This is a genomic window from Dyella koreensis (assembly GCF_044904565.1).
Lineage (GTDB): Bacteria > Pseudomonadota > Gammaproteobacteria > Xanthomonadales > Rhodanobacteraceae > Dyella_D > Dyella_D koreensis.
Genome location: NZ_JADIKD010000009.1, coordinates 425,375 through 438,624 on the forward strand (window position 1 = coordinate 425,375; position 13,250 = coordinate 438,624).

Annotated in this window: 8 protein-coding genes; all 8 read right to left on the reverse strand. The window is 61.7% G+C overall.

The features are described 5' to 3' along the window. Positions 1 to 46: 46 nt before the first annotated feature. The 8 genes from ISS97_RS09295 to ISS97_RS09330 all read right to left on the reverse strand — a co-directional run bounded on the left by ISS97_RS09295 (position 47) and on the right by ISS97_RS09330 (position 13,168). Positions 47 to 1,315, reverse strand: coding sequence for a sterol desaturase family protein (locus tag ISS97_RS09295; protein ID WP_379985528.1), 1,269 nt, complete (start codon positions 1,313 to 1,315; stop codon positions 47 to 49). Between the two features lie 2 nt (positions 1,316 to 1,317). After that, positions 1,318 to 2,031, reverse strand: a complete 714-nt coding sequence (locus ISS97_RS09300; RefSeq protein ID WP_379985098.1) for a lysoplasmalogenase — start codon at positions 2,029 to 2,031, stop codon at positions 1,318 to 1,320. 427 nt (positions 2,032 to 2,458) lie between these two features. Then, positions 2,459 to 4,729 carry a TonB-dependent receptor gene (locus ISS97_RS09305; protein ID WP_379985097.1) on the reverse strand — a complete coding sequence of 757 codons (2,271 nt, stop codon included), beginning with the start codon at positions 4,727 to 4,729 and terminating at the stop codon, positions 2,459 to 2,461. A gap of 245 nt (positions 4,730 to 4,974) precedes the next feature. Next, on the reverse strand, positions 4,975 to 6,306 hold the full coding sequence (locus ISS97_RS09310; protein WP_379985096.1) for an alkaline phosphatase family protein: 1,332 nt from the start codon (positions 6,304 to 6,306) through the stop codon (positions 4,975 to 4,977). 390 nt (positions 6,307 to 6,696) lie between these two features. Next, positions 6,697 to 8,286 carry a glycosyl hydrolase family 28-related protein gene (locus ISS97_RS09315; RefSeq protein WP_379985095.1) on the reverse strand — a complete coding sequence of 530 codons (1,590 nt, stop codon included), beginning with the start codon at positions 8,284 to 8,286 and terminating at the stop codon, positions 6,697 to 6,699. Positions 8,287 to 8,662: 376 nt separating this feature from the next. After that, on the reverse strand, positions 8,663 to 9,757 hold the full coding sequence (locus ISS97_RS09320; RefSeq protein ID WP_379985093.1) for a glycerophosphodiester phosphodiesterase: 1,095 nt from the start codon (positions 9,755 to 9,757) through the stop codon (positions 8,663 to 8,665). A 171-nt stretch (positions 9,758 to 9,928) separates the two neighbouring features. Then, on the reverse strand, positions 9,929 to 12,268 hold the full coding sequence (locus ISS97_RS09325; RefSeq protein WP_379985092.1) for a TonB-dependent receptor: 2,340 nt from the start codon (positions 12,266 to 12,268) through the stop codon (positions 9,929 to 9,931). A 102-nt stretch (positions 12,269 to 12,370) separates the two neighbouring features. Continuing rightward, a complete protein-coding gene (locus ISS97_RS09330; RefSeq protein ID WP_379985091.1) occupies positions 12,371 to 13,168 on the reverse strand; it encodes an AraC family transcriptional regulator in 798 nt (265 codons plus the stop codon). Positions 13,169 to 13,250 lie beyond the last annotated feature (82 nt).

Genomic DNA, 13,250 nt, shown 5'->3' on the forward strand with positions numbered 1-13,250 from the left:
CCGGGCGCTGTCTCTACTGGATTCCGGCCTGCGCCGGAATGACGAGCTAGAGTGTTCGGAGCTCACTGTCCGTGCTGCGCACAGGCCAGCGGTCAAGAGCTACCAGTACCGCAGCACCCAATACGTAAACTGCCGCTATCGCAAAACTAACCGTCGGTTGCGTCATGGCAAACCAACCGTCCATGGCCAAAGCCAACATGGCCGTGGCCGCCAGGCGCGCCAGCTCCAGCCAGAACCCGGTACGCCGTCCTTCCATCAACACGCCGAGCGCGGCGAGGCTCAACAGCAAGAATCCCGCGTAGGCCAGCAACCCCGACGCCGGCAACCGCTTGGCCAGATCCAGGAAATGCACTCCCATCCCCAGCAGCAGCGCGAACTGCACTACGCCATAGACAACGAGGGCGGCAGGCAGCGGCGGGCTGTAGCGCTCGCGCTGGATATCGAAAGCCGGCTTGGGAAAGCGTGCAGCCACATCGGCCGGACGCCAGCCGGGCGGCTTGATCCACACCAGCAGCTTGTCGCGCCAGCGCCGCGCATGCCACGCATCCTTCAGCGTCGCCCAGTACACCTCGGCGTTCGCCCATAGCGGATTCCAGCTGCGCAGCGGCGCGCGCGTGCCGTAGATCGGCGGATCGTCGTCGTTCTCTTCCACGAAACTGCCGAACAGGCGATCCCACAAGATCAGGATGCCGCCGTAGTTCTTGTCCAGGTAGCGATCGTTCACGGCGTGGTGCGCGCGATGGTTGGAAGGCGAGCAGAACACGCGGTCGAACCAGCCCAGCCGGCCCACCAGTTCGGTATGCACCCAGAACTGGTAAAGCAGATCGATCAGCGCCACCACCACGAACACCTGCAAGGGATAACCGAGCAGCGCCATCGGCAGGTAGAAGATCCAGCCCAGCAGCACGCCACTGCCGGTCTGGCGCAGCGCGGTGCTCAGGTTGTAGTCCTCGCTCTGGTGATGCACCACATGCGCGGCCCACAGGATGTTCACCTCGTGCCCGGCACGGTGCAGCCAGTAATAGAAGAAGTCGTACAGCAGCAACGCGCTCACCCACACCCACCACGCATCGGCGGGCAGCGCGAACAGCGCCAGATGGGCCACGCACCAGGCGTAGATGCCCAGAGTCAACAGCTTGGAAAACACCGCCACGATCTGCGAGATCACACCCAGGCCCAGGCTGTTGATCGCATCGCTGGCGTGATACACGCGACGTCCGCGCCAGCGCGCCACCAGCAGCTCCAGCGCGATCAGGGCGAAGAACACCGGCGTCGCCCAGGTGATGATGACTTCCTGAGTACTCGAATTCGGCATGTTCAAGGAGGCGAGTTCAACTCATCCGGTTCAGCGCTGGCGATGGAACGCGCCAGCAGCCACAGCGCACCATAGTAGGCCGCCAGCACCCACAGCACCGCCCACGGCAGGCTGATACGGAAACGGTTCCACGCCAGCAGCGTATCGCTGGCCATGAACAGCACGGCGCCACAGGCTGCGAGCCATGCCGGGTTCGCCAGCGCATCGCGCTGCAAGGCGTGCTGCCATGCTCGCCCCATCGCCTGCCCGCCCATGGTGGCCAGCACTACGGTGTAGACCACTACGGGCAGCTGCAATTCTTCCGGCACGGATGGCCACAGCGACCACAGCGTGAGCGCGCCATAGGCGAGACTGCCCAGCAAGGCAAGCGGCCGCACACCGAAACGCACATCGGTGCTCAGCGCCACCAGGAAACACAGGTGCGCAAACAGAAAGGCCACCAGGCCTTCCACGAACAGATCCTGCGGCAGCATCAGAAGCACGTCGCCCACCAGCGACAGGCCGATGCCACCCAGCACCCATTGGCGATAGCGCGAAGAGATAGGAGCCGGCGCACGCCATGCGATCCAGAACACCACGGCGGTGGCCAAGGGCTTACATACCCAATGCAGCCACAACCAGTCCGAAGTGTCCTCCGCCAGCAGGCCGCCAGCGATGGCACCCAGGGCAAGGCAGAGGGTGGCGAAATTAAGGCCACGCTGATGAAGTATCGCCATCGTCATGATGCCTGGAAGGCTCGTAGGCACCGCTGCGTGGCGCAGGGAAGACTGGCCGTCTTGGCAAGCCGCGCGGCGGTGCCTGCGAGCCTTCCAGGCATCACCCCATCCTTAAATTTTATACGTGGGGCCCGCCCTGTCTGTCCGCATGCCTTCGGTCCGCCGTCTCGACAGACAGCCAGTCTGCCTTCGCCGACGGCCCTGCGGCCTGCGAACAGACAGGGCGGGTGACGATGGCGATACTTCATCAGCGTGGCCTTAAGCCAACGAAGTGCTGCGTACGACGGTACGGCGGTAGATAGGACGGCCATGCATGCAACCGGTAGGTGGTCCGGCGGATCATAGCCAAGGCGCCACCGCATGGCTGCAGTGGCGAGCAAACTGCCGCCTTTCGGGTTCACAGAACCCGGAAGGCGGCCTCTTCCGCTCAGAAGCGCAAGGTTGCCGTAAGCATGGCGGCGCGCGGGGCGCCCACCTGCAGGGTGGCGAACTGGCCCTGCGGATCGTTGGCAATGAAACCGTTGGTGCCGATGGAGCCGAAGTACTTCTTGTCGGCCAGGTTGGTCACGTTGAGGGCGAACTTCAGGTCCTGCACCACACCGACCTTGCCCACGTCATACGCGGCGCCCAGGTTGAACAGCCAGTACGACGGCACCGAGGCGTCATTGGTATAGGTGTAGTAGCGCTTGCCGGTGTAGTTGGCCGACACGCGCAGGTCCCACGGGCCGTGGACCCAGGCCAGTTCGCTGAAGAACAGCTGCTTGGGGCTGTCGACGACGGTCTTGCCCTTGGTCGGCACCACCGTGTTGCCGTCCATATAGTTGTCGTCGTAACGCGAGCGGTTGTACGACAGCGAGTTGTTCCAGCGCAGTTCCGGCGTCAGCTTGAGGTTGAACGCCAGCTCGGCGCCGCGGCTGGTGGCCGAACCTACGTTGGCATAGCCGCTGGGGCAGCCCACGATGCCGCTGCACTGCGAGATCACCAGCAGGCGGTTGTCGAACTTCACGTCATACAGGGCCAGCGAGGCTTCGTAGAAATCCGTCACGCTGCGCACGCCGCCTTCGATGGTGCGCGACTGTTCCGGCTTCAGCTTCTTGCCGAAGGTGTCGAATGCCACCTGGGTCGTCGCCAGCGGGCCGGTCACACCGGCCTGGAACGCTGCGATGTTCTTCGCGTAAGAGGCGAACACTTCGTAGCCGTCGCCCAGCTTGTAGCTGGCGCCCACCTGCGGCAGGAAGTTCTTCTTGGCGGTCAGGTCACCGGTCGCGTAGGTCTTGATGGTGCCCGGCATGTTGCGCGCTTCCACCTTGGTGTCCGGCGCCTTGAAGCCCACATCGATCGACAGGCGGTCGTCGAGCAGATGCATGCTGTCCTGGATGTAGTACTGGCGCGTGGTGGTTTCGTAGTGCTGGTAGAACAGGCGCAGGTCCGGGTTCTTGAGGAACTTGCGGTCGTCCACCGGGCCGGTGATGTAGTAGAAGTTGCGCTGCACGTTGTGGTTGCTGTCCTCGTACCACACGCCGGCTTCGAGGTGATGCGAGCCGATGTCCCAGTTCAACGCGGCGGTCGCGCCAGCGCGATCGATGCCGTACTCAGTGGTGCGGATCGAGATCGGCGTCGCCTGCGGCGTGCCCGGGAACGACGCCTGGTACGGCGTGAACCAGTGGCCCTGGCCACGATCGTAATGGTAGTAACCGGTGGCCTTCAGGCGCAGGCCTTCGGCCAGCGCGAAATCGCCGAACACGCTGGCGATGCGGTCCTTGCGCACGCCGCGGCCCGCGTAATACGCATCGTCCGGATTGTTGACGCCACCGGTGTAGATGCCCTTGGCCGCGTTCACCGCGCGGCTCCAGTCCGGCGCGTAGTTGTCCCAGTTCCAGCCCAGGCGATGCAGCATGTCCAGCGACAGATCCTGATAGTCGGTCTCGTCGCGATCCGAGGTGGTCAGCAACGCACCGATACGGCTGTCGCCGAAGTCATAGGTCGCCTTGACGTTGAACTGCATCTGCTCCTGCGAGCCGTCGCCCTTCCACTTGTCCACATTGGAGTACGCACCGGACAGATACATGGCGAAGCCGTCCTTGTTGCCCGTATCCAGGCGCACATAGGTGCGGCGCGCGCTGTCCGTGCCGATGCCCTGCGCAAAGGTCAGGCCGTAGTTCGGCGTGGGATCGGAAGAATAGAACTGCACCGCACCACCCAGATCGCTGGTCGATGCCGTGCCGAGTGAGCCGATGCCTTCGGCCAGCTCCGCGCTGCCCAGGTTCTCGGCGATCAGCGCGCGGCTGATGTGCAGGCCGTTGTTGTTGCCGTAGCTCATGTCGCCGAGCGGGATGCCGTCCAGCGTGAAGCCGAGGCGGCTCTGATTGAAGCCGCGCAAGCTGAAGCGCGTCGACCATTCATACGCACCGAACGGATCGGCCGATTCGAAATGCACGCCCGGCTTGCTCGCCAGCACCTTCAGCGGGCTGGTACCCGGCGGCAGCACTTTCACGTCTTCGACGGTAATGCGCTGCACCTGGCGCGATTCGCCCTGGCCGATCACCGACACCGAATCCAGCGTCTTGGCCTTGTCGGCAGCGGCATCCGCCGCCGCGGGCGTCGCATCGTTGTCGGCGGCAACGGCCACACCATGCAGCGCCGCGAACAACGCAAGCGCGAGGCCGGTCATACGGATGGAACCCTTGCGAACTGACATGCGTACATTTCCTTTGCGCAGCCGTCCCCCTTGGCGGGAAGCCACGTCATCAAATGAGTGAATGGATGGAACTGGGAGCTGCCCCCCTAGCGGTGTGCGCCGTGCGCGACACACCCCCAGCAGCCGTACTCACAAGCATGGAGCGTGATTGTTAAAGCGAATTTACATTCTCAAGTCACGCGGTCTATGGACGTCCATATAAATGCAACAACTTCGCAGATACGTGCGCCGTTCCCGGCAGTTGCTCAACGCGTGAGCAATGCCTTGCCTTCAGCTTTCGGCAAACTGACGCCAAGCAGTCGCGCCAGCGTCGGTGCGATATCGCGCATGTCGATCGCGCCAAGATTCGTTCCTGCCGGCACGCCCTTGCCCTCGATGAGAAAGGTGGAGCGCATCGCCGACAGCGACGGATCGTAGCCATGCATGCCGCGATAGTGGCTCGACGTGGGTAGTGGCGCATCGGGCTTGATGGCCATTTCATAGCCCGGCTTGAACAGCACGAACCAGTTGGCCTGCGCCGTACCACCCTGCTTCACCAACTGCGCATGGTCGAGCACGCGGTCGATGCCGTAGGCGGGATTGCCCTGCAGCTGCGTCAACAGGGTGGATACTTTCGCCGACGTCGTAGCATTGCCCGGCTCGCGCAACACAATCGCCGCACTGCCGCCGTCGTTCCACGGCATCGCCTGCCACTCCGTCACCGCGCCATCCTTGATCGTGATCAGTCCGGCCTGGATAAAGGGCGCGTAGAGATTCACATCCTGCTGCACCGGCAGGAAACCATGGTCGGAAACCACCGCGACCACGCCATCGGGATGCACCCGCTGCGCCACGCTCATCAGCTCGCCGACAAGACCATCGATGCGCTCCAGCGTGCGCTTCGCTTCCGGCGTGTCCGGACCGCTGGCGTGCTGCTCGTGGTCGAGCGAGGCGAGATAGGCCGTCATGAAAGCCGGCTTGCGCTCTTCCAGCAGCTTCACCGCGAAGCGTGTGCGGTTCTCATCGCCAGCCAGGCTTTCGTCGATGCCATCGGCATACGGCCCGAGGTCTTTTTCCAGCGCGGGCAACAGACCCGGTGTCGCCAGCGCCGCGAGCAGCTTGCGGTCGTCCGGCAATCCGGTGCGCCAGATCTGCGGCAGATTCCAGTCCACCGTCGCACCGACGCTCACCGGCCAGTGCACATTGCCCGTGCTGAGACCCGCCGCATGCGCGGCATCCCACAAAGTCGGCACGCGGATATCGCTGGCATACCAGGCCCAGCCCTGCTGGTTCTTGTTGCTGGGGTCGAAGGTGAGATTGCCGCCGATGCCATGCACATCCGGCGACACCCCGGTGAGCAAGGTGGTGTGGCTGGGATAGGTCAGCGTAGGCAGCACGCCGCGTACCTCGCTGGCATAGCTGCCCTGCTTCATGAAGCGCTGCAGATTGGGCAATTTGAGACCGTGCTTCTGCGCTTCGAGCACATCGGCTGGACGTAGGCCGTCGATGGAGATCAGCAGGACAGGCACGGCATGTGCCGTGGCGATGGAGGCCAGGCCGAGCAGACCGGCGGCGAAGCAGCGAGTGAAGGTGCGCATGGGTTTACCGGCAGATGAAGAACTGCCGAGTGAAAGAGGCGGCGGTTTCAGGCTGATGACAGGAGCGCGTAACGTCTCGGCCTTCTTTTGCGCATTGGGTGCTGAAGTGCCCTGGCCCATGACGCGTCGATTCTGCGATTGGTGAACTGACGCAATTGCACGTTACCGCGACACCGACTTTCTCCGCGTTCCGCTAAGCAATCGACTGGAAGCACTCAAAGGCGACCGAGCGCCGCGCAGTCGGCGCGGCAGAATCAAAGCCGGGACCAGAATGCCATCCCGTCTCCGTCTTAATAGTGCACCACTACGCTCTGTTTCGATCGTCCCGAATGGGCGGCCATATAGACATACATGGTCGCCCCCCTGGTCGTTAATGTTGGCTGAGATCGGCTACCCGACTGATGCGTCAAAAAAACTGGAACCGTCTTCAAACCAAGTCTGTCCATCATTCACGAAGGAGATGGTCGCGTACTGTGGTACGACTCGTGGCGAATGTTTCAGCTGCAAATTCCCACCAGACGCTGAAACAAATGTTATGCCGCCGGCACCTGCTTGCACGGTGACACGCTGGCCTTGCCCCAGGTTCGACAGGTTAGCAATCATCACCGTGGCACCGGAAAACTGGTAGTAGTTGCGTCCCGAGCTCAACTGCATGCTTGCAGCGGCAGTCCTATCGAACGGCGCATCCGTCTGCCCACCGGTAATTACGGGTGGCAGCGCCTGTGGTGTAAACGATTGCCCAGAGATTTCATTGTGAACCTGCCGAAAATGGCAATCGCTCACCATGCAACGAGGTGGATTGTTGACAAAGTTAATTCCGCCGACCCCAAACTGCCGTATCCGGCAATCCGATATTTTCGTATCTGATGCGGTCCCGTTTACGGTTACCCCGTATGCAAAGGTACCCGTTGGAGATCCGCTGATTTCACAATCAAGCAAAGAATTGGCTGGACCATTGATCACCACCGATCCGTACGCGATGGCAACCCCATGAGCGACACAACTATCAGCATTCGCATCGAACATGATCGCCTGGGAACTCGGGTTCGCAACACCGATCCAGCCGCCTATGATCTGCACTCGCTCCGCGTATTCGAGCCATATCCCGCCAGACGTTCCATCCGCCTCTAGGTCGGGCTGTACTATGAAAATATTTTGCCCTGAACCGCCAACCGGGTTCGTTTTGATGTGAATCCCGAACTGACTGTACGACTGTGCCGTCACTCTGTTAATTACGATTCCGGCGCAACCGGAGCCCATGTCAACGCAATGACCGGCAATACTCGTAAATTCGAGCTCATCCAAGTATCCATCCACGGTGCGGAGGGCAATATTTGTGGGGTCTCCCGACAAAGAGACTCCCGCACCGTTCAAGAAATTGAACCAAGAGCGCTTGATGTAAAAAGTGGTAGTGTTGGAGACGGTGATGCCGTTGAAAAGCAAGGGCGCCCCACCCACAGACTCTCCATAGAAATCGCAGTTCTGAATCGTGATGTAGTAGGTGTATTTCAGGTTAATGCACGATCCCGTAGTGAACGGCGCCACCCCTGACCCGGGAACGAAGTTGAAGCCGTCGATAACGGTATTTGCGGAACTCGCTGCTCCTGAAGCTGTTCCATCACCAACGACAAAAGCATCTATGCCAGGGGACGAAATCACAATTTCTGCGGCACCCCTCGTGCAGTAGAGGGTAATCGGACGCATTATTTTTATCGGCGAGGTGATTTTATATTCACCTTTGGGAAAGAGAAGTGTGCATCCAGAGGAATTATCTATCGCCTTTTGTATGGCTTGGGTATCGTCTGCAACACCGTCACCCACGGCACCGAATGTCGTTACACTGACGAATGTACTTGCCGCGGATTGAGCATGAGCGGTTGAGGGCGCAATGAATGGCGCCGCCATGGCCGCCGGAAGCAATCCTAATATTTCGCGTCTTTTCAATTCCTTCTCCTCAATGATTTTTATCAGGGCATCCAATTGCGGACCTGATCATAACCCTGAGGAATCAAGCTAAGCGAAGAAAAGAACGCACCCGACTGCCGGAAAGTACCGCACTTCAAACAGCGCGGCAGCCGCCCTCTCACGTGTACGTGAATACCATTGGCGGTGACAAGTAGTCGATCTGATTCTGTCTGGATAGTTGGCGCCTGCGCGATTGTCCAGCAACAAGCTTCGCGCGCAATCAGAGAGCTCTCGTACCTGCCATACAGAAAATCGTCAGCGCAACGCAAAGGACGCCAGTCCGTTTGGATAAGAAAGGGGCGGCGTCTTCATGACTATGACAAAAGCCCCGTGCCGTCATCGCAAGGACCGACACAAGCCCCGCCCGCATCGGCCGCGCCGCCAAAAACCATTACCTGCCGTCGACGGCTTTGCGACCGATGGCCGGATCGTCGGTGAAGAACGCATCCACGCCGGCATCGAGATAAGCACGGATCTCCGCGATGGAGCCGGCCTCGTTGAACGCCTTCGGATCGCTGCCTTGCCAGAAGTTCTTCGCCTGGAAGTGGTTCTCCGGGCGGAACGTGTATGGATGCAGCTCCAGCTTCACCGCATGCGCATCGTGCGCCAGCGACGTCGGCTGCCCGAGCGTGCCGTCCTTCGCCAGCGGAATGATGGCGCGGATATTGGGACCGATCGCATCGGCATAGCCAGCGATGTCGCGCAGGCCGGCTGGCGTCATCATCTCGCCGTAGGTCAGCTTGCCGCCGGCCGCGACCACGTCGTAGGGCTGCTCTTTGGCGTCGTCGAGCAACTGCAGCAGGTGGATGTTCGGATGGCTCTTGCCGAGCTTGTCGCGCAGATAGCGCAAGTTGGCGATCTCGAACGACTGGATTTCCACCGGCGCCGTGCGCGTGTACGCATGCGCGGCGAGAATCGCCAGCACGCGGTCTTCCATCGGCAGCTTGGCCTTCTGGAAGTAGGTGCCGTGCTTGATTTCGGGAATGATGCCGATCACACGCTCGCGCGTGGCCGATTCCGTCGCGACGAAATCGATGATCTCGTCCAGCGTGGGAATCTGGAACTGGCCGTCGTACTTGGTGCTGCGCAGTTCCGGCAGACGTTCGCGCGCACGCAGGGTTTTCAGTTCGGCCAGCGTGAAGTCTTCCGTGAACCAGCCGGTGACCGCATGGCCATCGATGGTCTTGGTGGTCTTGCGCCCGGCGAATTCCGGATGGCTGGCGACATCGGTGGTGCCGCTGATCTCGTTCTCGTGACGCGCCACCGGCACGCCGTCCTTGGTCATCACCAGATCCGGCTCGATGAAATCGGCGCCGTCGGCGATGGCTTTGCCGTAGGAAGCCAGCGTGTGCTCCGGACGCAGCGCACTGGCACCGCGATGGCCGATCACCAGGACTTTGGCGGCGATGGGCTTTTCAACAGCGTGAGCGGCGTAAGGCAAGGCCAAGCCCAAGGTAGCGAGAGCGATCCAGCATAGCGGTTTCATGGGCGGATCCGAGGTGATTGGTTAGCGCAAGGAATGCGGCGGTATCGCTAGGGCTTACCCCTCCCCAACCCTCCCCTGCGAGCAGGGGAGGGAGCTGGCCATCGCAAGCTTTAGCTCCTCCCCCTGCTTGCAGGGGGGGGTTGGGAGGGGGTGAATCCTTGCGACGCCCGATCAGAACTTCACATCCAACGTCAGGAAACTCTGCCGCGGCGCACTCGCGTGGAATGCCAGCTGCCGCCCGTTCGGATCGGTGTTGGCGAACGCCGTAAGGTTGGAAGCGTAGCGCTTGTCCGTGAGGTTGGTGACGTTCAAGGACAGGCGAATGTCCTGCGCAAACCATGCCGCGCCGAAGTCGTAGCCCGCACCGAAGTCGAACGAGGTGTAGCCGCCAAAGCCCTGGTCATTGGTATAGGTGTAGTAGCGCGTGCCGGTGTACTTGCCGCGCAGGCTCACGTTCCACGGGCCGTAGACCCAGCTGATTTCGCTGGCGAACATGCGCTTGGGCGTGTCGACCGTGACCTTGCCCTTGGTCGGCACGGTGATGCCGTTCTGCACATAGTCGTTGTCGTAGGTGGAGCGGTTGAAGGACGCCGAGTTGTACCACTGGAAATGCTCGAACGGTTTCCAGATGAAGGTGAACTCCGCGCCCTTGCTGCTTACCGAGCCCACGTTATAGAAACGCGTGGTACACGCTGGCGTGGTGCCCTGCTGGATGCTCGGGCAGGGGTTGAGCGAGAGCAGGCGGTTGTCGAACTTCACGTCGTACAGCGCCGCCGATGCTTCGAATTCGCGCTCCACGTAGCGGTAGCCGCCTTCGATGGTGCGCGACTGCTCCGGCTTGAGGTTGCCCTGCGTGGCATTGAACGAGGACTGCGTCACCAGCAGCGGGCCGCTGGCGCCGCCGCCCTGAAACGCGGCGATGTTCTTCGCGTAGGAGAGGAACAGCTCCTGGTTCGCGTCGATCTTGTAGCCCAGGCCGATCTGGGGCAGTAGATTCTTGTCCGCCTTCAGGGTGCCATTGGCGACCGGCGCCTCGAAGTTGCCGGTGGCTTGCTTCGCGGTCATGGTGGTGTGCGGGCTCTTTACGCCCACATCCACGCTGAGCTTGTCGTCAAACAGCTTGAAGCTGTCCTGCACATACGCCTGTCGCGTGGTGATCACGTAGGCCTGGCTGAACAGGCGGCGGTTCGGGTTGCTGAGGTAAGTGTCGTCGTTGATCGGACTGGTGCTGATCGTATAAGGGATGTAGTAGAAGTTGCGCTCGACGTTGTGATGGTTCTGCTCGTACCACACGCCGCCTTCCAGGTGATGCCCGCCGATGTCCCAGCCCAGCGAGGCGATGGCGCCGGTACGGTTGATCTTGTAGTTGGTGCTGCGGATCGAGATCGGCAGCTCCTGCGCCGTACCCGGATTCGACTTCTGGCCCGGCGACCACCAGTGGCCCTGACCGGCGTTCTCATGGTGATAGACCTGGCCATGCAGGGTCACGCTTTCGCTGGGATTGAAGTCGCCGGCGAGGTAGTACAGATCGTCGCGACGCAGCGCACGGCTCTGGTAGTAAGCGTCATCGATATTGTCGACGCCACCGGAAAATCCGCAGCGCGCGTCCTTCGCACCCTTGATGGTGTAAGCCGGCGAGCAGTACGCCGCGGCCAGCGCACGCTTCCAGTCCGGCGCGTAGAGATTCCAGTCCCAGCCGAGGCCACGCCCCATGCCGCTCTTGGAGAGATAGGCGTAATCGGCCTGCGAGGTGCGCGAGGTATCCGCGAATGCAGTGATGCGGCCGCCGTCGAACTGATACACCGCCTTGGCATTGAACTGCTTGGTGGTGGTCGGCGAACTCGGCGGCGCCCACATGTCGGCGGTGGCGCGAATGCCGGAGAGGTACATCGAGAAGCCGTGATAGTCGCCGGTATCCAGACGCAGATAGGTGCGGCGGTTCTGGTCGCTGCCGAAGGTCTGCCCGAAGCGGCCACCGAACTTGGCTTCCGGATCGGCCGAGAAGTACTGGATCGCACCGCCGAGATTGCTGGTGGAGGCGATGCCGAGACTACCGATGCCTTCCGCCAGTTCGGCGCCCACGGCGTTCTCGGAGATCAGTGCGCGGCTGATGTTGAGGCCGTTGTAGTTGCCGTAGGCGTTGTCGCCGAGCGGCACGCCATCCAGCGTGTAGCCCAGGCGCTGGCCGTTGAAGCCGCGCAGGCTGATGGTCTGCGATTCCTCGTTCGCGCCGAACGCATCGTTGGACTGCACGTTCACACCCGGCATGCGGTTCAGCACCTTCTGGATGCTGGTACCGGCCGGCAACACGGTGGTATCCGCCGGCGTCACGCGCTGCACCTGGCGCGTTTCGCCCTGGCCGATCACGGAGACGCCTTCGAGGTTCTTGGCGGTATCCGGCTTCGCGGTGGCCGCGTCAGCGGCGGGCTGATCGACATCGTTCGCAAAAGCAGCGGGAACGACACTGGCAAGGACGATGGCTACAGCCGCAGCCAGCAGATTCTTCTGCATGTAGGGAGACTCCAGTTGAAGCGGCGCCGGTGGAGCGCGGGGACCGCTTATCGTGGAGTTGTTACGTGTACGTTCTTTGACACTGCGATGACGCGCCGCGCACTACGAGGCAGAGTGCGCTCCGCGAGAGACGGCCGATTGACTCAGATAGTCGGTAGGCGTAGCACCCATGATGCGATGGAACATGCTGCAGAACGCACTGCTGCTCGCATAGCCCGCATCGCGTGCGACCGTCTTGATGGGGTGGCCCAGGCTCATCTGGCTGAGTGCCCGGGCAAGGCGGACATGCTGCCGCCAGCGCACGAATGACATCTTCAACTCACTTTCGAATAGCCGCGCCAGTGTCCGGCTGCTTGCACCAACGCGCTGGGCCAGTTGTTCCAGCGATTCCACGCGCGATGTTTCATCCAGCAGCCGCTGGCAGACTTTCTTCAGGCGCGGGTCGGACGGCACGGGAATATGGAAAGCCGTTTCGTCCGCCTCTTGCAGCTCGTGCAGCAACAGCGGTGCCATCACCTCCATGCGCTCGCCGTCTTTCTCCCCATGCGCCTGGACGGCCGCAAGGATGAGCTCCCTGAGCAGGGCGGACACAGCGAGCACCCTGCAATGCGTTCCAAACAACGCGCTGGTATCACGATCGAGATACAGCATGCGTACGGCCACCTGGCCTTCCATATGGATCTCGTGCGCCATGCCGATCGGTACCCATAGCGAGCGCTGCGGCGGCACGATCCAGATGCCTTCGCGCGTCGTCACCTGCATCACGCCCGACGCGGCATAGATAAGTTGCCCGCGCCGATGCCGATGCTTCGGGATATGGCAGCCCCGCGGGTAATCCTTGGCGAGCGCCGTCATCGGCCATGAAGACACACGCCGCACGTACTGTCTGAAACGCGACATCGGATGACTCCATCTCTGTATACGGACAGGGCTAGGCTAAGTCTGAACCTGCGGAGTCACCGCAACAACGGTCGGCGAAGAC

Coding starts and splice junctions, on each gene's coding strand:
- ISS97_RS09310 (WP_379985096.1), bottom strand. CDS start 6,306: ATGCGCACCTTCACTCGCTGCTTCGCCGCCGGTCTGCTCGGCCTGGCC.
- ISS97_RS09320 (WP_379985093.1), bottom strand. CDS start 9,757: ATGAAACCGCTATGCTGGATCGCTCTCGCTACCTTGGGCTTGGCCTTG.
- ISS97_RS09295 (WP_379985528.1), bottom strand. CDS start 1,315: ATGCCGAATTCGAGTACTCAGGAAGTCATCATCACCTGGGCGACGCCG.
- ISS97_RS09300 (WP_379985098.1), bottom strand. CDS start 2,031: ATGGCGATACTTCATCAGCGTGGCCTTAATTTCGCCACCCTCTGCCTT.
- ISS97_RS09325 (WP_379985092.1), bottom strand. CDS start 12,268: ATGCAGAAGAATCTGCTGGCTGCGGCTGTAGCCATCGTCCTTGCCAGT.
- ISS97_RS09330 (WP_379985091.1), bottom strand. CDS start 13,168: ATGTCGCGTTTCAGACAGTACGTGCGGCGTGTGTCTTCATGGCCGATG.
- ISS97_RS09305 (WP_379985097.1), bottom strand. CDS start 4,729: ATGTCAGTTCGCAAGGGTTCCATCCGTATGACCGGCCTCGCGCTTGCG.